This is a genomic window from Salinibacterium sp. ZJ450 (assembly GCF_011751885.2).
Taxonomy (GTDB): domain Bacteria; phylum Actinomycetota; class Actinomycetes; order Actinomycetales; family Microbacteriaceae; genus Ruicaihuangia.
On record NZ_CP061771.1, the window covers coordinates 2,689,053 to 2,710,077 of the forward strand.

General features: G+C 66.2%; 21 protein-coding genes. 6 read left to right on the forward strand and 15 right to left on the reverse strand.

The genetic code is table 11. The features are described 5' to 3' along the window. Positions 1-146 precede the first annotated feature (146 nt). Positions 147-1,838 (forward strand): FAD-dependent oxidoreductase, encoded by a 1,692-nt coding sequence (locus HCT51_RS12915; protein ID WP_166878628.1) that lies wholly within the window; start codon positions 147-149, stop codon positions 1,836-1,838. A gap of 79 nt (positions 1,839-1,917) precedes the next feature. On the opposite strand, the gene HCT51_RS12920 is transcribed toward HCT51_RS12915, so the two are convergent. The 3 genes from HCT51_RS12920 to HCT51_RS12930 form a co-directional block, all read right to left on the reverse strand. Further along, positions 1,918-2,151: an SHOCT domain-containing protein gene (locus HCT51_RS12920; protein ID WP_370626828.1), complete on the reverse strand. Its 234-nt coding sequence runs from the start codon at positions 2,149-2,151 to the stop codon at positions 1,918-1,920. A 70-nt stretch (positions 2,152-2,221) separates the two neighbouring features. After that, positions 2,222-2,665 (reverse strand): DUF6325 family protein, encoded by a 444-nt coding sequence (locus tag HCT51_RS12925; protein WP_166878634.1) that lies wholly within the window; start codon positions 2,663-2,665, stop codon positions 2,222-2,224. A 119-nt stretch (positions 2,666-2,784) separates the two neighbouring features. Next, entirely contained in the window at positions 2,785-3,228 is a 444-nt protein-coding gene (locus tag HCT51_RS12930; protein WP_208322551.1) for a DUF7144 family membrane protein, read from the reverse strand. Positions 3,229-3,415: 187 nt separating this feature from the next. On the opposite strand from HCT51_RS12930, the gene HCT51_RS12935 reads away from it, so the two are divergent. After that, positions 3,416-4,813: an MFS transporter gene (locus tag HCT51_RS12935; RefSeq protein ID WP_166878637.1), complete on the forward strand. Its 1,398-nt coding sequence runs from the start codon at positions 3,416-3,418 to the stop codon at positions 4,811-4,813. Positions 4,814-4,819: 6 nt separating this feature from the next. On the opposite strand, the gene HCT51_RS12940 is transcribed toward HCT51_RS12935, so the two are convergent. The 10 genes from HCT51_RS12940 to HCT51_RS12985 form a co-directional block, all read right to left on the reverse strand. After that, positions 4,820-6,661 (reverse strand): glycoside hydrolase family 15 protein, encoded by a 1,842-nt coding sequence (locus tag HCT51_RS12940; RefSeq protein WP_166878640.1) that lies wholly within the window; start codon positions 6,659-6,661, stop codon positions 4,820-4,822. 91 nt (positions 6,662-6,752) lie between these two features. After that, on the reverse strand, positions 6,753-7,520 hold the full coding sequence (locus HCT51_RS12945) for an amino acid ABC transporter ATP-binding protein (protein ID WP_166878644.1): 768 nt from the start codon (positions 7,518-7,520) through the stop codon (positions 6,753-6,755). Next, positions 7,517-8,446, reverse strand: a complete 930-nt coding sequence (locus HCT51_RS12950; protein WP_166878648.1) for an amino acid ABC transporter permease — start codon at positions 8,444-8,446, stop codon at positions 7,517-7,519. The genes HCT51_RS12945 and HCT51_RS12950 overlap by 4 nt, the downstream gene beginning before the upstream one ends. A gap of 5 nt (positions 8,447-8,451) precedes the next feature. Next, positions 8,452-9,348 carry an ABC transporter substrate-binding protein gene (locus HCT51_RS12955; protein ID WP_166878652.1) on the reverse strand — a complete coding sequence of 299 codons (897 nt, stop codon included), beginning with the start codon at positions 9,346-9,348 and terminating at the stop codon, positions 8,452-8,454. A 338-nt stretch (positions 9,349-9,686) separates the two neighbouring features. After that, the gene (locus HCT51_RS12960) at positions 9,687-11,732 is read right to left on the reverse strand and encodes an ABC transporter ATP-binding protein (RefSeq protein WP_166878655.1); all 2,046 of its coding nucleotides are present in this window, start codon (positions 11,730-11,732) and stop codon (positions 9,687-9,689) included. A 2-nt stretch (positions 11,733-11,734) separates the two neighbouring features. Continuing rightward, on the reverse strand, positions 11,735-13,468 hold the full coding sequence (locus HCT51_RS12965) for an ABC transporter ATP-binding protein (RefSeq protein WP_166878659.1): 1,734 nt from the start codon (positions 13,466-13,468) through the stop codon (positions 11,735-11,737). A 151-nt stretch (positions 13,469-13,619) separates the two neighbouring features. Continuing rightward, a complete protein-coding gene (locus HCT51_RS12970) occupies positions 13,620-14,339 on the reverse strand; it encodes an NUDIX hydrolase (protein ID WP_166878662.1) in 720 nt (239 codons plus the stop codon). 68 nt (positions 14,340-14,407) lie between these two features. After that, positions 14,408-15,370: a GmrSD restriction endonuclease domain-containing protein gene (locus tag HCT51_RS12975; protein WP_370626830.1), complete on the reverse strand. Its 963-nt coding sequence runs from the start codon at positions 15,368-15,370 to the stop codon at positions 14,408-14,410. A 23-nt stretch (positions 15,371-15,393) separates the two neighbouring features. Beyond that, positions 15,394-16,041 (reverse strand): response regulator transcription factor, encoded by a 648-nt coding sequence (locus HCT51_RS12980; RefSeq protein ID WP_166878665.1) that lies wholly within the window; start codon positions 16,039-16,041, stop codon positions 15,394-15,396. Positions 16,042-16,162: 121 nt separating this feature from the next. Then, the gene (locus tag HCT51_RS12985; protein ID WP_166878668.1) at positions 16,163-16,597 is read right to left on the reverse strand and encodes a sensor domain-containing protein; all 435 of its coding nucleotides are present in this window, start codon (positions 16,595-16,597) and stop codon (positions 16,163-16,165) included. Between the two features lie 181 nt (positions 16,598-16,778). Here HCT51_RS12985 and HCT51_RS12990 point away from each other — a divergent pair, with 181 nt between their 5' ends. Further along, a complete protein-coding gene (locus tag HCT51_RS12990) occupies positions 16,779-17,345 on the forward strand; it encodes a dihydrofolate reductase family protein (protein ID WP_166878671.1) in 567 nt (188 codons plus the stop codon). Here the strand turns inward: HCT51_RS12990 and HCT51_RS12995 are convergent. Further along, a complete protein-coding gene (locus tag HCT51_RS12995) occupies positions 17,321-18,265 on the reverse strand; it encodes an oxidoreductase (protein WP_166878674.1) in 945 nt (314 codons plus the stop codon). The two genes, HCT51_RS12990 and HCT51_RS12995, sit on opposite strands and share 25 nt — an antisense overlap. Before the next feature lie 149 nt (positions 18,266-18,414). On the opposite strand from HCT51_RS12995, the gene HCT51_RS13000 reads away from it, so the two are divergent. The 3 genes from HCT51_RS13000 to lepB all read left to right on the forward strand — a co-directional run bounded on the left by HCT51_RS13000 (position 18,415) and on the right by lepB (position 20,252). Continuing rightward, on the forward strand, positions 18,415-19,101 hold the full coding sequence (locus HCT51_RS13000; RefSeq protein WP_224760485.1) for a TetR/AcrR family transcriptional regulator C-terminal domain-containing protein: 687 nt from the start codon (positions 18,415-18,417) through the stop codon (positions 19,099-19,101). Positions 19,102-19,220: 119 nt separating this feature from the next. Beyond that, positions 19,221-19,439, forward strand: a complete 219-nt coding sequence (locus HCT51_RS13005; protein WP_166878677.1) for a hypothetical protein — start codon at positions 19,221-19,223, stop codon at positions 19,437-19,439. 90 nt (positions 19,440-19,529) lie between these two features. Then, positions 19,530-20,252: a signal peptidase I gene (lepB, locus tag HCT51_RS13010; RefSeq protein ID WP_166878680.1), complete on the forward strand. Its 723-nt coding sequence runs from the start codon at positions 19,530-19,532 to the stop codon at positions 20,250-20,252. On the opposite strand, the gene HCT51_RS13015 is transcribed toward lepB, so the two are convergent. Beyond that, positions 20,239-20,946: a DUF4386 domain-containing protein gene (locus HCT51_RS13015; protein ID WP_208322550.1), complete on the reverse strand. Its 708-nt coding sequence runs from the start codon at positions 20,944-20,946 to the stop codon at positions 20,239-20,241. The genes lepB and HCT51_RS13015 overlap by 14 nt on opposite strands. Positions 20,947-21,025 lie beyond the last annotated feature (79 nt).

A 21,025-nucleotide genomic window follows, 5' to 3' on the forward strand; every position in this document is an offset into this window, starting at 1 on the left:
AAAGTGTGAGCGCTCCAGGCGGCCGCGTCCAGCCCTCCCCCCGGTGACACCTGCCCGGGCCGCGAGTACACTCGCCAGCTAGACGGCGAGGCCGTCATCGCGCCCCGCCCCCACATCAGGCCCCGCCCCCAAGAAGAGGGAGCGACATGAGTGCGGTCACCGACCCGGCCGAGCGTCCGATCATTCTAGTCGCGTTGGCGTCAGACGAGACCCGCGAGCCGGTCGTCAGCGAACTCGAACACCGGTACTCCCGCGACTATGAGATAACGGTGGTCAGCACTGCCGACGCGGTTGATCGACTGAAGCGCGCCGCCGCGGCGCAGAGTCAGGTGGCTCTGGTGCTCGCCGAGAGCCCGACTTCCGCCGACAAGCAATCGATCTTCGCCGAGGCGCGGCGACTGTTTCCCGAGGGTAAGCGGAGCCTGCTGATCGGCTGGGGCGAGTGGGCGGAGCCGGCGACGGCGCACCTGCTGTTCGAGCTGATGGCTGCCGGCCACATCGATTACTACGTGCTGCGGCCGGGCCGCTCCCCCGATGAGAGCTTCCACCGCGCCGTGACCGAGTACCTACGAGATTGGCAGGTGGCGGTCGGCAAACGTTCCCGCGACATCACCGTGGTCGGCGAGGACGCACAGCTGCGCACGCACGAGATCGCGCGGCTGCTGGCTCGCGGCAGCGTGCCGTTTGCCACGGCCGAACCGGAATCGGATGCCGGCCGCGACGTGCTGGCCGGGGCCGCCGTGCGGTACGACGGGGTGCCGCTGGTGCGATTGGCGGACGGCGAGGTGCTACGCGACCCCGACAACGCCGAGCTGCTGCGCGCGTTCGGGCTGAATACCGACCTACCCGATGGCCCCGTCGACCTGGCCGTGGTCGGGGCAGGCCCCAGCGGTCTGGCGGCGGCGGTCTACGCGGCATCCGAAGGTCTCAGCGTTCTGGTCTTGGAACGTGACGCCATCGGCGGGCAATGCGGAACCAGTTCCCTGATCCGCAACTACCTGGGTTTCTCCCGCGGGATCTCCGGCGCAGAGCTGTCGCAGCGGGCTTACCAACAGGCGTGGGTGTTCGGGGCCCAGTTCGCGCACAGCCGTGAGGCGGTCGGCATGACCGTGACCGAGTCCGGATTCCAGCTCGAGGTCGCCGGGGAGCAGCAGGTGCAGGCGAGGTCGGTGCTGCTGGCGTCCGGGGTGACGTACCGCACGCTGCCGCTCGGTGATCTCACCCCGTACGTGGGCTCGGCGGTGTTCTATGGGGCGTCGGCGGTGGAAGCGCGAGCGCAGAAGGGCCGCACGGTGCATGTGGTGGGAGGCGGCAACTCGGCCGGGCAGGCCGCGCTGCACCTGGCACGGTATGCGCAATCGGTGACTCTGGTCGTGCGCCGCAGTCTCGCCGAAAGCATGTCGAAGTACCTGATCGACCAATTGGATGCCGCGGGGGTGCAGATTGAGATGGGCGTGAAGCTTGCCGGCGGCGGCAGCAGCACCGGCGACCGGCTCGACCATATCGTGCTGCAGAACCTGCACACCGGCGCGGAGTCGACCGTGCCGAGCGAGGCCGTGTTCATCACCATCGGCGCCCGTCCGCACACCGACTGGATCGCCGATGAGGTGCTGCGTGACCAGTGGGGCTATGTGATCACCGGCGGCGACGTGCTCGCCGAGGGCGGGCGCCGGGCGTGGCCCAGTGAGCGGCAGCCGCATCCGCTTGAGACATCCGTTCCGGGATGTTTCGCGGTCGGCGATGTGCGACGCGGTTCGGTGAAACGGGTGGCATCAGCGGTTGGTGAGGGGTCGGTCGTGGTCTCGTCAGTGCACGCTTTCTTGGCGGGTACCGCGTAAGTGCCCGAACGCCGTCGTGCCCTGCCGACTGAGGTCGGCAGGGCACGGGTGGGGTGATGAATTGTTCAGTCGCCCGAGTTCAGATGGTCGAGAGGATCTTCGCCTTCTGAGCCTCGAACTCCGCCTCGGTCAGCACTCCCTGCGCTTTCAACTCTCCCAAGCTCTTGAGCTGCTCCATCGGATCAGCGGCTGGTGCCGCCTGGGCTGCCGAAGCTTCTTCGTAGGCCGGTTGGGCGGGTTCCTGCTGCGCCTGGGCTGCTTGATCTTTGGCGGCAAATTTCGCCTGTTGGCGGCGCTGAACGCGACCGCTCACGGCTGTCGCGGTGCCGGCGACTACCGCCGTGCGTCCTATTCCTCGTAACAGTCCCATGTCTGTTTCCTCCTCAGACCGTCGACTCGGATTCCACCGCGTCGAGCGCGGCCATGATGTCCTGCGCAGGAATGCGGGCGCTGGCGATGACGTCGCCGCCGGCCTCGCGCGCTGCGGCAATGAACGGAATCGCCCACAGGTTTTCGTAGACGATGAGCGCAGCCGCGGTACCCGGGTTCATGGCCTCGGCTGCTTGGGCAATGTCATCCTCGTCCAGGAGACCCGACCGAACGGATTCGAGCGAGGCGAACCCTTCCAAGGCGGCCTCAACATCCTCGGTCAACTCGATGCCGGCGACCGATCCATCCACGTCTTTCCCGATGATCATGAGGTCATAGACCCAGATCACCCTCCGCTGAATCAGGTCCATCAGTGCTGCAGCGGTTTCGCCGCTGCCCGTCCCGTCCACCGGAAACTCGATCAACACGAAGTCAACCGGGCCGTGCACATCTGTCATTACCACGACACATCACCCCTGCAATCTGATTGGCTCACTAAGCCTGATTAGTGTCATTTCCGCTCCGCACCCGAGGCATCACCCCGGTCGGATGATCTTGCCCCGCCCAGCGGAGAACGTTACTTGCCGCTCCTGATCAGATCGCGGGAGTGCGCGAGTACCGCCCAGATAATGAACACGTCGAGGGCGATCAGGATGGTCCCCCACAGCGGGTAGTACGGCAGCCACATGAAGTTCACGAGCGCGCTCAGCGATGCCAGCACCACGGCCAGAATGCGCGCCCACATGGCTCCGCGGAACAGGGCGACTCCACCGAATACCAGAACCACGCCGCCGAGCAGGTGGATCCAACCCCACGAGGTCAGGTCGAACTGGTAGACGTACTCCGGACCGGCAACATAGAACTCATCGTTGAACAGCGCCACGAGGGCCTGCAGAATGTGAAAGGCGCCGACCATGATCATGATGACCCCGGCGAAGAGGATGCTCCCCGCCGCCACCACGCTGTAGTCCCGGTCGGCAGATCGCCCCGAGTCGGTGGTGCGCCCCGTTGTGCTTGTCATGGTGCCCTCCCTCATGCGGTGCGCCGGCGGCGACTGGGTTATGTCACCGGGGGCCGACCCACCTCCCTAACTGCCTACTCCGGCCACGACGCAACTTCCTCACCCTCGCTGGGTGATCCTGATAACTGACGTCGGCCGTAGTTTGGGCGCTAGCGGCCGTAATCCCCTGTAACGATGGGACACGAACATGACTGAGCAGAAAGCCCGGACTCAGGCGCGGGGCGTGTTGCTCCCGCTCGCACTTGCACAGTTCATCTGCAGCTTCGCCGGCTCGAACATGAACGTGATGATCAACGACATGAGCGAGGACCTCAACACCACGGTGCAGGGGATCCAGGTCGCGATCACCATCTTCCTGCTCGTCATGGCCGCGCTGATGATCCCGGGCGGCAAGCTCACGGACCGCTACGGTCGCAAGCGACTGTTCCTTCTGGGTCTCGTGATCTATGGCGTCGGCGCCCTGATCAGTGCGGCGGCGCCCGGGCTTCCCGTGCTGATTCTCGGCAACTCGATCCTCGAGGGTATTGGCACCGCGCTGCTCATCCCGCCGGTCTACATCCTGACGACCATGCTTTTCCACGACCTGGGTTCCCGCGCCAAGGCGTTCGGCGCGATCAGCGCCGCGGGAGGCGTTGGGTCCGCGGCCGGCCCGCTGATCGGCGGGCTGATCACGTCGGCGATCAGCTGGCGTGCGGCGTTCGTGTTCCAGGCCCTCATCATCGTGGTGATCGTGCTGCTCAGCCGCAGAATCAAGGATCCTCTCCCCCCCGATCCGACCCGTGAGTTCGACGTGCTGGGGGCAATTCTCTCGGCCGCTGGCCTCATTCTGATCGTTCTGGGTATCCTCGCAGCAGACAACAGCCTGATGCTGATGCTGGTCCTGATCGCGTCCGGCGTCCTGGTGCTGGTGGGCTTCTTCCTGTCGGTACGGGCGAAGGAACGCGCGGGCAAGGAACCCCTGCTGTCAACGAGCCTGTTCCGCAACCGCACGTCGAACCTGGGCCTGATTACACAGAACGCGCAATGGTTGATGCTGCTGGGATTCTCGTTTATTGTTGCGAGCTTCCTGCAGGTGGTGCGCGGGTACAACGCCATCGAGACCGGCGTGATCTTCACTGCGGCAACGGTCGGCCTGCTGGCGTCCTCAATAGCAGCCGGGCCTCTGTCGAGGAAGTTTGCACAGCGGACGCTCATTCTCACCGGCTTTGCCCTCACCGTCATCGGAATGCTGCTCGGGCTCGTGATCGTGCAGGGGACGCAGACCGCATGGGCATTTGCGCCCGGCCTGTTGCTCACCGGGCTCGGTGTCGGGTTGATGCTCACCCCCTCGGTGAACGTGGTGCAGTCGAGTTTTCCCGAGTCCAAGCAGGGCGAGATCTCAGGCCTGTCCCGAAGCATTTCCAACCTGGGATCGTCGATGGGCACGGCGATCGCCGGCACCATCCTGGTCGCCGGTATCGCGTCGACTCCCGGCCAGAACTACGCAATCGCCACGATCGTGCTAGCTGCCGTCGGCCTGATCGGCTTTGCCGCGGCAGCGTTCCTGCCTCGCAAGATCACGCCTGTGAAGGATCCGGCGGACTGACCTCGGTCAGCGCGCCGCCCGGCGGGTCAGTGCGCCGTCCAGCGTGATGGCCGCGTTGATCAGCGCCAGGTGGGTGAACGCCTGCGGAAAGTTGCCGATCTGCTCACCGGTCAACGCGATCTCCTCGGAGTACAGACCCAGGTGGTTGGCGTAGGTCAGCATCTTCTCGAAGGTGATGCGCGCCTTGTCGATCTGACCGGCCCCCGCCAACGCCTCCACGTACGTGAACGTGCACAGCGAGAACGTGCCCTCAGAACCGCGCAACCCATCCGGCGAAGCGCTGGGGTCGTACCGGTACACGAGACTGTCGGTGACCAGTTCGCCGCCCATCGCTTCCAGGGTGGACTGCCACATCGGGTCGGTTGGGCTGATGAACCCCAGCGCCGCCATGCGGAGGAGCGAGGCATCCAGAACCTGCGTCTTGTAGTGCTGCACGAATGCCTGACGCTCGGCGCTCCAGCCTTTCTCCATGATCTGCTGGAACACCGCATCCCTGGCTGCCATCCAATTGTCGACGGATGCCGGTCGCCCATGCTTGGTGGCGAGGCGGATGCCGCGGTCGAAGGCCACCCAGCACATCAGCCTGCCGTAGGTGAAGTCCTGCCGTCCGCCGCGGGTTTCCCAGATGCCTTCCTCCGGCTGGTCCCAGTGATCGACGAGCCAGTCGAGCACGTCGCACACCTTGAGCCAGCCCGCGTGAGCCATCAGGAAGCCGCGTTCGTCGGCTGAGTACAGGCTGTCCATCATCTCGCCATAGATGTCCAGCTGCAGCTGATCGGCCGCGCCATTGCCGATTCGAACCGGGAATGACCCCCGGTACCCTTCCCAATGCTCGAGGGTTTCCTCGCTCAGATCGCTGGACCCGTCGATGCGGTACATGATGTTCAGCGGGGTCCCACCGTCGATGTGCGTGTCGGCGACCCGCTCGCGTAACCAGGCGCCGAACGCCGTCGCCTCCTCCATGAAGCCCAGTGCCAGCAGGGCATACACCGAGAACGACGAATCCCGCACCCAGGTGAACCGGTAGTCCCAGTTGCGTTCGCCACCGACCTGCTCCGGCAACGCGGCGGTGGGGGCGGCGACCAGTCCTCCGGTCGGCGCGTAGGTCATCAGCTTCAGGGTGATTGCCGAACGATTCACCATCTCCCGCCAGCGACCGGTGTAGGTGGACTGCTCGAGCCAATTGGTCCAGAACGTCACGGTGTTGTTGAAGAGGCCCCAGACCTCGTCGACGCTGGTCTCTCGCGCCGCTGTCGAGCCGACGTCCAGGATCAACCCGCGCATCTCCCCCGCCGCCAGGGTGATTTCGCCGTGGACATCGCCGGCCTCGTTAGCCGCGCCGCGGCCCAGCGGCTCGTCGTCGGGTTCGCGCACCACGCTGACCGACATGGTGGTGCGATTTCCCCGGAACACCGCCCCGTCGTCGCTGATCTCTGTCTTGTGCCCGTCGCGGCCGTAGTCGAAGCGGGGGGCGATATCGACCTCGAAGGTCATCCGGCCTCGGATGCATCGCAGCATCCGCACAATCCGGTGATGTTCGGCGGGCGCGCTCGAACTTGTCACCGGCATGAAGTCGACCACCTCACCGACACCGTCCTCCGTCAGGTACCGGGTGACCAGAACCGCGGTGTCGGGAAAGTAGAGCTGCTTCGTGGTGAATGCTTCCGCGGTCGGCCGGATGCGGCAGAACCCGCCCTTCTCGCGGTCAAGGAGGGCGCCGAACACACTGGGCGAATCAAATCGCGGAGCGCAGAACCAGTCGATGGACCCATCCGTTGACACGAGAGCTGATGTCTGGAGGTCTCCGATCAGCCCGTGGTCCTCGATGAGCGGGTATCCGTCTTTCATGACGCGCCTCCTCAGCTATCCCCCCGATTCTTGGGCGGGCCGTGACGACGCGTCATCATCCTGATCGGATGACTCTGGTTAGAGCACCTTCTTAGAGCACCTTCGACAGGAACGCCTGCGTGCGCTGATGCTTCGGGTTCGCCAGCATCTCGCGCGGGTCGCCTGCCTCAACCACGTAGCCGCCGTCCATGAACACCAGCGAGTCAGCGACCTCCCGGGCGAAGCCGATCTCGTGTGTGACCACGATCATCGTCATGCCCGACTTCGCGAGGCCCTGCATCACGTCGAGCACTTCGCCGACCAGCTCGGGGTCGAGCGCAGAGGTGGGCTCGTCGAAGAGCATCAGCTTCGGGTCCATGGCCAATGCGCGAGCGATCGCCACGCGCTGCTGCTGACCACCGCTCAGGTGAGCCGGATACGAGTCGGCCTTGTCGGCGAGTCCCACCCGGTCGAGCAGCTCACGTGCGCGGGCAACCGCCACTGCCTTGTGCACGTTTTTCACCTGGGTCGGCGCCTCGATCACATTCTCCAGCGCCGTCATGTGCGGGAAGAGATTGAACCGCTGGAACACCATGCCGATGTCGCGGCGCTGCCGGGCAGCGACTTTCGGTTTCAGCTCGTACAGCTTGTCGCCGCGCTCTTCGTAGCCGACCAGCACGCCGTCGACACGCAGGCGACCGGCATCCACCCGCTCCAAGTGGTTGATGCAGCGCAGGAACGTCGACTTGCCCGATCCCGACGGACCGATGATGCACATCACCTCGCCCTTGTTCACGGTGAGAGTGATGCCCTTGAGCACCTGGTTGGTGCCGAAGCTCTTCGAAACCGCCTCGGCCTGCACCATGGGTGTGTCGGTCATCCCTTGCCTCCCGGGTTCTCACCGATGGGCGCGATCGGTCCGGTCGTCACGGTCGGCGCCGCCTTCTTGTCTTGTCGCTCCTGCCCGACCCCGCGCGAGAACCGCTTCTCGAGGAAGTACTGGCCCACCATCAGGATCGAGGTGAAGAACAGGTACCAGGCGGATGCCACCAGCAGCAGCGGGATCGGGTCGAAGATCGCGGCGGAGATGTCCCGCGAGCGTCCGTACAGGTCGAAACTGAACGGGATCGCCGCCACCAGCGACGTGGTCTTCAGCATCGAGATCACCTCGTTGCCGGTGGGCGGGATGATGATGCGCATCGCCTGCGGGATCACCACACGTCGCATGGTCTGCAGCCACGACATTCCGAGCGCGGTTGCGGCCTCGTTCTGGCCAGTGTCGACCGACAGGATGCCGGCGCGCACGATCTCCGCCATGTACGCCGCCTCGTTCAACGCCAGCCCGATGACCGCCAGCCAGAACACGGGGATCGTCTCGGAGGTCTCGAACGACACCCATGGTGCTGTGAAGGGGATTCCGATGTCGATCGTGCTGTAAATGGTGGCGACCAGACCCCAGAAGACCAGCTGCACGTACACAGGGGTGCCGCGGAACACCCAGAGGTACAGCCATGCGACGTACTTCACCACGGGGTTGTCAGACAACCGCATCACCGCGAGGATGACGCCGAGCACGATGGCGATCACCATCGAGTAGATCGTCAGCAGCAGCGTGTTGAGCGCCGCCTGGATGATCCGGGGATCGAACAGGAACTCCGCGAAGGTCGCCCAGCCGTACGCCTCGCGCGACGCCGCGTCGAGGATGAACAGCAACAGCCCGAGGACGAGGATGACCGCGAAGACGTTCCGCCAGGGATGACGCAGCCTGATGGCCTTGATGGCCTCCGGCTGCGTTTGCTCCTCCATGACCGTTAGCCCGCCGTGGCGGCGTTGATCGTGATCTCGTCGATGCCGCCGTCGGCGACGCCCCACTCGTCGAGGATCTGCTGGTAGGTGCCATCGTCGACCAGCGACTGCAGGGCCGCCTGCAGCGCCTCAGCCAACGGTGAGCCCTTGTCGACGGCCATGCCGTACGGGGCCACATCGAATGCCTCACCGGCGAGCTCGATCTTGTCGTCCACCTGGGACACCGCGTACTGGGTGATCGGTGAGTCGGCGCTCATCGCGTCGGAGCGACCGAGTGCCAGCGCGTTGGTGGCCTCATCCTGAGTCTCGAACTTCAGAATGTTGATCGGCTCTTTGCCTGCCGCGACGCACTCCTCGGACTTCGCCGGCAACTCCTCGGTCTCCTCGTAGGTCGTGGCCTGCACTGACACGGTGAGACCACAGGCGTTCGCCGGGTCGACGCTCTTGCCGATCTGCTGCGCCCACTGGATGCCGGCCTCGTAGTAGTTCACGAAGTCGACGACCTTCTCGCGCTCTTCGTTGTCGGTGAACGACGACATGCCCACGTCGTAGCTGCCGCCGGTGATGCTCGGGATGATCTTGTCAAAGCCGGAGGGGCGGTAGTCGGTGGTGACGCCCAGCTTCGCTGCCATGGCGTTGGTCAGCTCGACCGCCCAGCCAATCGGGTTTCCGGCATCGTCCTTGTACTCGTTCGGCGCATAATTCGGGTCGATGCCAATGACCAGCTTGCCAGCATCGGCGATATCGGCGGGAAGCAGATCCGCAGCGGCCTGATCCACCTCGACGTCGACTCCGGCACCCGGTGAGCCGGCCGGTTCCTCGGTCGGGGTGGTGTTGGCGCAGCCCGCGAGGGTCAAGGCGATTACGGCCATAACGGCCACAAGTCCAGATTTTGTACGCATCTTCAATCCTTCACGTGTGGCGACTGCAATGTCGCACGGAATCACTCTTGCACTCGCGAGCCTAGCGCGCACCCCTCCCGCTGGCCGACCGTCCCCGGTCACGGAACCGTCAACATTTGCGCGTCCGCGACGCGGGGATGCCCCCGCCGCCGCAACTTCGGCCCGCGCGCGCGGGCCGCAGTTGCAGCCGCGCGCGGACGGGAGACGCCCGCTGCCCGCAGTCGCACGCGCTGGCTATTGTTCAGACGCGACAGCAACTGAGAGGCGCGGGACTCGGGGGCTTACCGACGGAGTTGCCCGCTCAACTTCGCGGGGCCCAGAACTTGCCCGCGACGCGGCTACTCGGCGACCGCCGGCTCCACCACCTGCTCCGCGTCTTCTTCGCCACCCATGAACTGCGACATGTAGAGCGAGTAGTACGCCCCGCGCCGCGCCAGGAGGGTCTCGTGGTTGCCCTGCTCGACGATCCGCCCGGCCTCCATCACCAGGATGGTGTCAGCATCGCGGATGGTGGACAGGCGGTGGGCGATCACGAACGAGGTGCGGTCGGTGCGCAACGCCGCCATGGCGTGCTGTACCAGCAGCTCGGTTCGGGTGTCCACCGACGATGTCGCCTCGTCGAGGATGAGCAGCGACGGGTTCGCCAGGAACGCCCGGGCGATGGTGATCAGCTGGCGCTCGCCGGCGGAGACGCTGCCGCCGTCGGAGTCGAGCACCGTGTCGTAGCCGTCGGGCAGCTGCCGCACGAAGCGGTCCACCATGGTGGCCTCCGCGGCGGCGACCACCTGCTCGTCGGTGGCGTCCAGCTGGCCGTAGCGGATGTTCTCGCGGATCGTGCCGCCGAATAGCCAGGCGTCCTGCAGCACCATGCCCACCTGCGACCGCAGCTCGCTGCGCGACAGGTGCGTGATGTCGACACCGTCGAGCAGGATGCGCCCGCCGGTCAGCTCGTAGAACCGCATCACCAGGTTGACCAGGGTGGTCTTGCCGGCCCCGGTCGGTCCGACGATGGCGACGGTGTGCCCGGGCTCGGCCTGGAAGGAGAGCTCTTCGATCAGCGGCTTGTCGGGGCTGTACGAGAACGACACGTTCTCGAACTCGACGCGGCCGTCGGTGCGCTCCGGCAGGTGTTCGGTGGCGGTCTCCGGGTCCTGCTCGTCGGCGTCCAGCAGCTCGAAGGTGCGCTCCGCCGAGGCGACGCCGGACTGCAGCATGTTGGCCATGCCCGCCATCTGACCGATCGGCTGTGAGAACTCGCGGGAGTACTGAATGAACGCGGTCGCGTCACCGAGCGTCATCTGCCCGGATGCCACGCGCAACCCACCGACGACGGCGATCAGCACGTACGACAGGTAGGACACGAACATCATGGCGGGCATGATCATGCCCGACACGAACTGCGCGCCGAACGAGGCCTTGAACAGGGCATCGTTGCGCTTGTCGAACTCCTCGAGCATCTCGCGGTCGCGGCCGAACACGCGCACGATCTCCTGCCCGGCGAAGGACTCCTCGATGTGCCCGTTCAGCGCACCGGTGTTCTTCCACTGGGCGGCGAACAGCTTCTGCGAGCGCACGCCGATCACGCCGGCGATGATGGCCGACAGCGGCAGGGAGATCAGCGCGATCAGCGCCAGCTGCCACGACACGATGAACATCATCGCGGCGATGCCGATCACGGTCAGCAGCGACTGCACCAGCTGCGAGAACGCCTGCTGCAGCGCCGCCTGGATGTTGTCGACGTCGTTGGTGACTCGCGACATCAGGTCGCCGCGCTGTCGGGTGTCGAAGTAGCTAAGCGGCAGGCGGTTGAGCTTGACCTCGATGTCCTGGCGCAGCGTGTACACCACGCGCATCACCAGGCCGTTGAGGATGTAGCCCTGCGCCCACATCAGCACCGACGCGATCGTGTACATGCCGAGCACGATGAGGATCAGTCGGCCGAGCACCACGAAGTCGATGCCCTGGCCTGGCACCACCGCGGTGCCCTGCAGGAAGTTGGCGAAGTCGTCGTTCCCTGCCGCACGCGCGTCAGCGATCACCTGGTCGAGCGGCACGCCCGCCGGCAGCTGGGAGCCGATCACGCCGTTGAAGATGGCGTCCATCGCCTGGCCGAGAATCTTCGGGGCGAGCACGGTGAGCACCACCGAGACCACCACCAGCGCCACGACCACCAGCATGCGACCGCGTTCCGGGCTCAGCAGCCCGAACAGCCGCTTGGCCGACGGCCAGAAGTGCTGCGCCTTCTTCGCCGGCGTGCCGCCGAACATGTCGCCGTCGGCTTCGGTGGGCGTGTATTCGTACTCCGACTCGTCGCCGGTCGGAGTGGCGGATGCGGCGGATGCCGCGGATGCCGCGGGGGCCGTGTTCTTGGTTCGCTTGGCCATGGTTATGCCGCCTCCACGCTCAACTGGGATTCGACAATTTCTTGATACGTCTCGCTGCCTGCCAGCAGTTCCTCATGCGTGCCACGGCCGACAACCTTGCCGCCGTCGAGCACGATGATCTGGTCGGCGTCGGTGATGGTCGACACCCGCTGCGCCACGATGATCACCGTGGCATCCTGAATCGCGCCGCCGAGGGCCGCGCGCAGACGCGCATCGGTGGCCACGTCGAGCGCCGAGAACGAGTCATCGAACAGGTACACGCGCGGCTTCGCGAGCAGCGCACGGGCGATGCACAGGCGCTGACGCTGCCCGCCGGAGACGTTGGACCCGCCCTGGGCGATCCGCTCGTCGAGCTGCTTGGGCATCTCCCGCACGAAGTCCTCGCCCTGGGCAACGCGCAGCGCATCCCACAGCTCGTCGTCGGTGGCGTCGGCGTTGCCGAACCGCAGGTTCGAGGCGATGGTGCCGGAGAAGAGGTACGGCTTCTGCGGCACGATGCCCACCACCCGGGCGAGCTGTTCGCGGGTGAGTTCGGTGACGGAAACGCCGTCGATGGTCACGCTGCCCTGCTGGGCATCGAACAGCCGCGGGATCAGGTTGACCAGGGTGCTCTTGCCTGACCCGGTCGATCCGACGATCGCCGTGGTCTTGCCCGGCTCGGCGGTGAACGACAGCGCGTCAAGAACCGGCCGCTCAGCGCCCGGGTAGCCGAAGGTCACGTCGCCGAACTGCACCACGCCGCGAGTCGGGACGCTCACGTGGGCGTCGCGCGGAATGGTCTGGCTGGTCTCGGTGCCGAGTACCTCGACGATGCGCTCGGCGCACACCACGGCGCGCGGAATCATCATCACCATGAAGACGCCCATCATCACGGCCATCAGGATCTGCAGCAGGTACTGCAGGAACGCGGTCAACGAGCCGACCTGCATCTCGCCGGCCTCCACCCGGAAGCCGCCGAACCACAGAACAGCAGCCGTCGCGAGGTGCAGGATCATCATGATCACCGGGAACATCAGCACGAAGATGTTGCCGACCTTCACCGACACCGTGGTGATGGCCTGGTTGGCGCGACTGTAGCGCTCAGACTCGAACGGCTCACGCACGAAGGCGCGCACCACGCGGATGCCGGTGATCTGCTCGCGCAGCACGCTGTTGATGCCGTCGATGCGGTCCTGCATCAGCCGGAACAGCGGCAGCAGCAGGTAGACCAGGAAGCCGACGATCACGAACAGCACCGGCACCGACACCCAGACCAGCCAGGACAGCCCGGCGTCTTCACGCAGCGCCATGATGATGCCGCCGATGCACATGATCGGGGTCGACACCATGAAGTTGAGGGTCATCAGCACCAGCATCTGCACCTGCTGCACGTCGTTGGTGCCGCGGGTGATCAGCGTGGCCGCACCGAACTTGCCGATCTCCAGGCCGCTCAGCGTGTCCACCTTGCGGTAGACGTCACGGCGCAGGTCGCGGCCGACCGCCATCGCGGTGCGGGCGCCGAAGTAGACGCCTGCGATGGCGGATGCCGCCTGCACCAGGCACACCAGCAGCATGGTCATGCCGGTGTTCCAGATGAAGTCGGTGTCGCCGCGCGACACGCCCTCATCGATGATCTGGGCGTTCAGGCTCGGCAGGTAGAGCGCCGCCACCGTGGAGATGAGCTGCAGGATGACGACGCTTGCGATCCAGGCCTTGTAAGGCTTGGCGTATCGCAGGCTCAGTGTCAGGAGGGCCAAAGGGGGGTTTCCTTTTGTTCGGCGAACCGGAATGGCGCACACAGGATGCGCGAAAAATGCTGGGTGGTGCTCTGATTCGAGCGGCATAACTCTATCGCGAGCCCACGACATTCAGAGGTGGTGTGTGCTCGGCGCTGGCTACCGGCGCTCGCTACCCCGCGGACCGGGTGTAGACCCAAGGCAGCGTTCCGAGTTCGAGTCGGTGCCGGGCCCCGGCCGTGTCGATCAGCGTGTCGTCGAGGTATGCGACATCCGGCTCCCACAGCAGCACGTCGCCGCGTGCCGTGCTGACCCGACGGGTGTGGTGCTGCTGTAGCGGTGCCCGCCGCGCTGCGGTCAGCACAGCCAGCACCGAGTCGTGGCCGATCAGGCGGTGCAGCGTCACCCAGGTGGGCGGAACCAGATTCAGGATGCCGGCGGCGTGCCGTTCCAGCGCCGCGGCGGGGGTGAACCATCCCGCGTCGACCGCCTCCTGGGCGGAGAGCCGCAGCTCCCCCGCCGGCGCCTCGGCGACGTAGAACCAAGTGCGGAACCGGACCGGCGTCGAACTCGGCGGAGTCCATCGCGCCGTCGGCACCAGATTGTCGGGCCGAAGCTCGAGGGCGGTCTCCTCGCGCACCTCGCGCACGGCTGCGCGCCGCGCGGCCGACTCCTCCGGGTCACCAGAGTCCGGGTCGGCGGCGTTAGCGTCGTGGGGCAGCTCGTCTTCCGGATCGACGGTTCCGCCGGGGAAGACCCAGTTGCCGGCGAAGCTGCCCCGGTCGTGGGGCCGCTCCAGCATGAGCACCTCGGGCCCGTGCGCGGCATCCCGCAGCAGAACCACGGTTGCGGCCAGGCGGTAGCCGGCGACATCCGGTGTCTTATGCGTCATTGCGGCTCCGTTACCTGGCGTGCTGTTGCGACCACAGTAGCGCCTGACGTTACTCGTAGCGCCTGACGTTACTCGCAGCCGGTGCCGTCTCCATCGCGGTCGAGATGCAGCCCGTAGCCCGGGTCGGCCGCGTGAATCGGCGCTGCGCCGGCCGCGCGCACCGCAGTGCAGTTGGCATACTCCTGCTGGGCGGCCGCCGGAGCGGGCACCGGAGCCGGAGCCGGCGCGGGCTGCGCCGCTGCCGGGTCAGGCGGTGCGGCGAACGCCGACGCGAAGGCGGGCTGCTGCGGGCAGGACGCGAGCACTCTCGCGATCGCGTCGTATTCGGCCTGGGTAACCCAGAGTCCGTAGGTGGCCTTCACCGACACCTGTCTGGCGACGTATTCGCAGCGGAACGGTTTGGATGCCGGCAGCCAGGTGGCCGCGTCGCCTGCGCCCTTCTGCTGGTTGGAGAAGCCGTCGACCGCCAGCAGGTTCATCGGGTCGTTCGCGAAGCTGAGCCGTTGCGCGGCGCTCAGCTGCTGCGCCCCGGTCTGCCAGCCGTTCGCGAGGGCGACCACGTGGTCGATCTGCACGAGTGTGGAAGTGGTGTTGCCGCGCACGAAGTCGACGGGCTCGCCGGAGTATGGCGAGTCCAGGTCGCCGCTCATCACCTTGCACGGCCCCTCGCGCTCGATGTTCGTCAGGTCGCGGGCCAGCATGTCGTTGCGGGTGTCGCAGCCGTTGCGGTCGACGTCGAGCCAGGCGCTGCCGAACTGCCCCTCGCGGTCGTAACCGGTCTGCGGCGCCTTGCCCTTGACCGGCAGGCTGGCGAGCACGTCGACCGCAAGCGTTCCGGTGGCCGACCCGTCCGCCACGATCGACGGCTGTTCGTCGGGCGCGGTGACGATGTCCGGCGCCGCGGGCGCCTCCTCGGTGAATTCGACCGGCCGGTCGTCTGTGCCATTCGCGCTGATCGGCGCGCAGGCGACGGCCGACACCATCAGACCAGCCGCCAGAAAAATCGCGCCGATGGTGCGTGATGAAACCAAGTTCTCCTCGTTCGTGTTCAGGATCAACGCTGCAGCCAGGCGAGCACCGCCAGCACACGACGGTGGTCGCTGCCGGAGTCCTCGAGGCCGAGCTTCTGGAAGATCGAGCTGATGTTCTTCTCGACCGCACCGGTGCCGATGAACAGCGTGGCGGCGATGGCCGCGTTGGTGCGGCCCTCGGTCATCAGGCTGATCACCTCACGCTCACGCGGGGTGAGGCTCTCGAGCGGGTCGTGCCGGCGGCCGAGCAGTTGGGTGACGACCTCCGGGTCGAGCACCGTGCCACCGCCGGCGATGCGCTGCACGGCATCCTGCAGCGCGGCCAGGCTCGCCACGCGGTCCTTCAGCAGGTAGCCGATGCCGCCGCTGCCGGAGGCCAGCAGCTCACTCGCGTACGCCACCTCAACGTATTGCGACAGCAGCAGGATGCCAAGTTCCGGTTGCAGTTCGCGGGCCCGGATCGCCGCCCGCACTCCCTCATCACGGAAGGTCGGAGGCATCCGCACGTCCAGCACGGCGAGATCCGGCTGCAGCTCCGGCAGGCTTGCGATCAGCTCGTCGCCGTCGCCGAACGCCGCGACGACGTCGACACCCGCTTCGCCGAGCACCCGAACCAGGCCCTCGCGAAGGAGCACCGAATCATCTGCGACAACGACCCGAAGAGAACCCACCCCACCACTCTAGAGGCAGACTCAGCTTCTAATTGGTGATCGGGAGGCGCACCGTGGCGACCGTCGGTCCCCGGCCGGGCTCGACAGCTCGAGCACACCACCGAGGCCGCGCACGCGCTCTTCAATGCCCGCGATACCGTGTCCGGGTCCAGCTTGCGACACCGATCGTGAAGTTCACCACCGTGCCGTGCAGCAGGTAAATCCAGGAACGACCGTCGGCGAGCGGGGCGAGAACCCGAGACAACCCGGTCCTCGGCGTGGCGGCTTCCCATCTCGGGCGCTCGATCTCGGGCATGCCAGCCGCCTGCAGACGCACGAGCTCGAGGGTGCCGAAGGCGCGGGCGGCATACAGCGTTGCGATCAGGATGAAGACGCCGATGTAGATGATGGCCGTGCCGACGCCGGTCGCGAATAGGGTGATCAACACCGAGAAGCCGACCACAACGATCGGGAGGGTGGACAGCAAGAATCCCAGCTCGCGGGGCACCGAGCGCCAGCCGGCGCGCAGACCGGTCCGCTCGCTCACACGCTCACGCGTCACGGTTGCTGCGGTCATTGATTCTTTCCTTCCGAAGGTGGTGGGTGGCGGTATTCGCCGCCGCAACCAGCTTCGCGGGCGCGGTGTCAGGCGGGCACCCGGTGACCATACGAATGCCGGGTGGGGTTAACCCGAATTCGGGTAGGAGCCTACTGGCGATCACGACGCCGATCGGGTGAAATATCGTGATGGAGCGACAATGGCCAACCTGATCTACTCAAGCATTCTCTCCCTCGACGGGTACATCGCCGACACCGCGGGACGCTTCGACTGGGGTGAACCCGATGACGAGGTGCACCGCTTCGTCAATGACCTGCAACGGCCGGTGGGTACTTATCTCTATGGCCGTCGGCTCTACGAGGTGATGGTGGCGTGGGAGTCTCCGCAGATGGTGGACGGCGCGACATCCGTCATTCAGGACTTCGCCAGCATCTGGCGGGCCGCAGATAAGGTCGTCTACTCCACCACGCTCGACTCGGTCTCGAGCGCGAAGACCCGCATCGAGCGGGTCTTCAATGTGGACGAGGTGTGGCAGCTGAATTCGACGGCCAACCGCGACCTCACCGTCGGCGGTCCGGACCTCGCCGCCCCCGCCATCCGAGCGGGCCTGGTCGACGAATACCACCTGTTCATCTCTCCCGCGGTGGTCGGCGGCGGCAAGCGTTTCCTGCCCGACGACGTGCGGCTGGACCTGGACCTGGTCGACGAACGCCGGTTCGGCAACGGGGTGGTGTACCTGCGCTACCGCACGGCGGATCGCGGCTGAGCACTCAGCGCGAGCGGGTAGCGCACGCCGGTGAGCTCCTCTGACACGGTCCACAGCCGCCGGGCGACCGCCAGATCGGATGCCGCGGCGGAGCGGCCGACCAGCACGGGCGGCCCGGCCATTTCGTGACGGTTCGCGGGCCCGGCGTAGCTCGCGCCGGCGATCGGCGCCGTCGCGGCGAACAGCGTGGGCGCAGCGCCGCTTGCGGCATCCTGCGCGAATAGCCAGAGAGCGACGGCCGCCACCGCCTTGAGCACCGGGCTCTGCATGCTCGAGCCGAGGTTCGTGGTGGCCATGCCGGGATGCGCCGCCGTGGCGATGACGGCGGAACCGGATGCCTCGAGGCGCCGCTGCAGCTCAAGGGTGAAGAGCAGGTTCGCCAGCTTGGACTGCCCGTAGGCGGCCTGGCCGCCGCGGTACGGCCGGGTACGCCAGTTGAGGTCGTCGAAGTCGATATGGGCGGAGCGATGCGTGCTGCTCGCGACGGTGACCACTCGGCCGCTGATCTGCGGCAGCAGCAGGTTCGTCAGGGCGAAGTGGCCCAGGTGGTTGGTGCCGAACTGCAGCTCGAACCCGTCGGTGGTGCGGCCGAGCGGCGGCACCAGGATTCCGGCGTTGTTGATGAGCGCGTGGATGTCGCCGCTCCAGTTCGCCGCGAACGCGCGCACCGAGGACAGGTCGGCGAGGTCGAGGCGGCGCACCTCGGTGGATCCGGCGACCGTGGCCGCGACATCCCGTGCCTTGGCCTCATTGCGCACCGCCATCACGACATGCGCGCCACGTGCCGCGAACGCGCGCGCCGCCTCGAGGCCGATGCCGCTGCTGGCGCCGGTGACGATGATCGTCTTGCCGGTGAGGCTGGGCATGCGGTCGGCGGACCAGACCGGAGCTGCTGCTGCTGCTGCTGTCGAGTTCTTCATGGCTTCGTTCCCATCCCGACCATACGGTGTAAGGTCGATGGGGACGACGCTACCGTAGGGCGTAAGGCTTGTCTAGGACTGGCGCAAGAATTCTCGTACAGCGTAAGGTACTGAGAGCGGCTCGGCAGCAGGGCCGGACGGGAGGCATCGTGGCAGGGGTGAAGACAACGGCGACCGCGCGGATTCCGGTGACGCGTGAGCGGGCCGTGCGCGTGGCGATCACACTGGCGGATGCCGGAGGGATCGAGTCTCTGAGCATGCGCAAGCTCGCCGGGGAGCTGGGCATCGAGGCCATGTCGCTCTACTACCACGTGAAGAGCAAGGACGACCTGCTCGACGGCATGATCGAGGCCGTGGTCGGCGAGATCACGCTGCCGACGGTCGACGCCGAGTGGAAGACGGCGATGCGGGAACGCGCCGACTCCGCGCGCACCGTGCTGGGGCGGCATCCGTGGGCCATCAGCATGATGGACTCGCGCACCACGCAGGCGACCCTGAAACACCACGATGCCGTCATCGGATGCCTGCGCCAGTCCGGTTTCTCGATGGCGATGAGCGGCCACGCCATGTCCGTGCTCGATAGCTACGTGCACGGGTTCGCCCTGCAGGAGGCATCCCTGCCGTTCGATGAGACCGGCGACATCAGCGCGGTCACCGAAGACATCATGGCGTCACAGCAGCGGATGATGGAGGACTTCCCGAACCTGGCCGAGATGGCGGTGACCCTGGTGCTGCAGCCGGGGTACGCCTACGGCAACGAGTTCGACTTCGGCATCCGACTCATCCTGAATGGCCTCGAGAGCGCACTCGAATCTGACGGTGACTCAATAAGCTGATCGAACGCAGTGAAACGGATGTCGCAAAGGAGCAGCCATCAGCACCGAGTGGCACTTGCCCGCCATGGTCGTCGCGTCGTTGGCGCTGTTTCTCGGGCTGCTCCGGCACGACCTTCGCCTTGCCCTGGTGGATCTATTACCCGGTGCCCGCGCTCGTGACCGTTCTACTGCCGCCGCTCGTGTTCCGGCTGAGCCGGTGGAGAACACTCGGCTATCTGGTGCTGAGCGCGCTGTCCGCGCCCCTCATCCACAGCGTCTTCGCGTTCTTCCTGGGCTGGAACGAGTACATGCCATCCATCCCGGTCCCCAGCCTTGCCTCGCTGCTCGACCCGGCCTGACGTTCTCCTAGAGTTCACCCGCCCGGGCGAGTGAAGATCGCTCATCAGTTGCTAGTATCCGCTTACGGTGGCAACGAGCTCGGGGGCTGAATGGACGACGCACAACCGACCCGTGTCGCGTCGGTTGTCGCGGAACGACAATCTCAGGGCAAGAGCGTCAAGGTCTTCGTTCGCGACGTGCTGGTCATCCTCCTGGCCGCGATCCTCATCTCGTTCCTCGTCAAGACCTTCCTCGTCCGGTCCTTCTATATCCCATCCGAGTCGATGATGGACACGCTGCACCGGGACGACCGCGTCATCGTGAACCAGCTCACCCCCGACCTGACACCGGTCCAGCGCGGCGACGTGGTCGTGTTCAAGGACCCGGGCGGATGGCTGGATCCGCGGCCACCCGAACCGCAGAACCCCGTGATCGCGGCATTCGACTGGTTCTTCTCGTTCGTCGGGCTCTCCGCACCCGACAGCAACGATCACCTCATCAAGCGGGCGATCGGGCTGCCGGGCGACGTGGTTGCCTGCTGTAACGAGTTCGGTGAACTGACAATCAATGGCAACCCGGTGGACGAGCCGTACGTGGTGGTGCGGTCGGGCACCGGTCGCGTCTCCGAGACGGACTTCGCAGTGACGGTACCGCAGGACTCGCTGTGGGTGCTCGGCGACAACCGCTATGCCTCCGCCGACTCGCGCTTCCACACCGACAAGCCGGGCGGCGGTTTTGTGCCGTACGAGAACGTCGTCGGTCGCGCCATCCTGATCACGTGGCCGATCGACCGCTGGAGCTGGCTCGATAACCACGAGTTCACCTTCCGGTGACAGGTGACGGCTTGAACCCCTTCACCACCAGCCAGACACCGAGCGAGAACTCCCAGACCGCGAGCAGCAGGGCGCCGATTCCGCCGATCGGGTTCAGCGGTGCCCACAGGCCGAAGAGCGACCCGGCGACGGATGCCACGAGCAGGGGTGCGCCGATGAATCCGATCAGCGGCAGGACTCGCGGCACCAGACGGGCCTTGTACAGCAGCCAGCCCAGGAGCAGGGCGTTCACGGCCGGCAGGAAGCCCTGCCCGAGCAGGGTGGTCCAGGTGTGCAGGGCCAGCAGGGCCTGTCCGGTGATCACCGCGTCTTCTCCCCAACCGCCCTGTCGCACGGTCACGATGGCCAGCAGGCTGACGACTCCCGCGAAGATCGCGGCAGCCTCCAGAATCCGTGCCCCGACGAAGCCGAGCGCGATGCCCTCGTTCTGCCGCTTGACCACCTGGTAGAGCGCGACGCCAGTGCCGATGCAGGCGAGGGCGACGATGACCTCGAGCACACCCCCCAGGATGATTGGCGTGTCCGGTCCGGCGCCGGCGATGAAGTTGGGGTCGTTTCGCACCTCGCCGTAGAGCGCGAGCGTCGGGATGGATACGAAGGTGATCAGGTAGAGCACGCCCGCGACGAGCGCGGTCTTGCGCAGCGAATCCATCCGGACTCGTTCTGTGGGCAGGGACTTCAGTGTGGCGGTCATCTTGTTCTCCTCCGTGGATTGATTGATCGCACGGTAGAAGCGAATGTGATGACTGCGCATCACCACATGCGGTGATTGC

Bases quoted from the DNA above. Each gene is read 5' to 3' on its own strand.
- HCT51_RS12995 (WP_166878674.1), bottom strand. From the start codon at position 18,265: ATGAAGAACTCGACAGCAGCAGCAGCAGCAGCTCCGGTCTGGTCCGCC.
- lepB (WP_166878680.1), top strand. From the start codon at position 19,530: ATGGACGACGCACAACCGACCCGTGTCGCGTCGGTTGTCGCGGAACGA.
- HCT51_RS12935 (WP_166878637.1), top strand. From the start codon at position 3,416: ATGACTGAGCAGAAAGCCCGGACTCAGGCGCGGGGCGTGTTGCTCCCG.
- HCT51_RS12990 (WP_166878671.1), top strand. From the start codon at position 16,779: ATGGCCAACCTGATCTACTCAAGCATTCTCTCCCTCGACGGGTACATC.
- HCT51_RS12915 (WP_166878628.1), top strand. From the start codon at position 147: ATGAGTGCGGTCACCGACCCGGCCGAGCGTCCGATCATTCTAGTCGCG.
- HCT51_RS12950 (WP_166878648.1), bottom strand. From the start codon at position 8,446: ATGGAGGAGCAAACGCAGCCGGAGGCCATCAAGGCCATCAGGCTGCGT.
- HCT51_RS12945 (WP_166878644.1), bottom strand. From the start codon at position 7,520: ATGACCGACACACCCATGGTGCAGGCCGAGGCGGTTTCGAAGAGCTTC.
- HCT51_RS12970 (WP_166878662.1), bottom strand. From the start codon at position 14,339: ATGACGCATAAGACACCGGATGTCGCCGGCTACCGCCTGGCCGCAACC.
- HCT51_RS12925 (WP_166878634.1), bottom strand. From the start codon at position 2,665: ATGACAGATGTGCACGGCCCGGTTGACTTCGTGTTGATCGAGTTTCCG.
- HCT51_RS12940 (WP_166878640.1), bottom strand. From the start codon at position 6,661: ATGAAAGACGGATACCCGCTCATCGAGGACCACGGGCTGATCGGAGAC.
- HCT51_RS12955 (WP_166878652.1), bottom strand. From the start codon at position 9,348: ATGCGTACAAAATCTGGACTTGTGGCCGTTATGGCCGTAATCGCCTTG.
- HCT51_RS13015 (WP_208322550.1), bottom strand. From the start codon at position 20,946: ATGACCGCCACACTGAAGTCCCTGCCCACAGAACGAGTCCGGATGGAT.
- HCT51_RS12930 (WP_208322551.1), bottom strand. From the start codon at position 3,228: ATGACAAGCACAACGGGGCGCACCACCGACTCGGGGCGATCTGCCGAC.
- HCT51_RS12985 (WP_166878668.1), bottom strand. From the start codon at position 16,597: ATGACCGCAGCAACCGTGACGCGTGAGCGTGTGAGCGAGCGGACCGGT.
- HCT51_RS12960 (WP_166878655.1), bottom strand. From the start codon at position 11,732: ATGGCCAAGCGAACCAAGAACACGGCCCCCGCGGCATCCGCGGCATCC.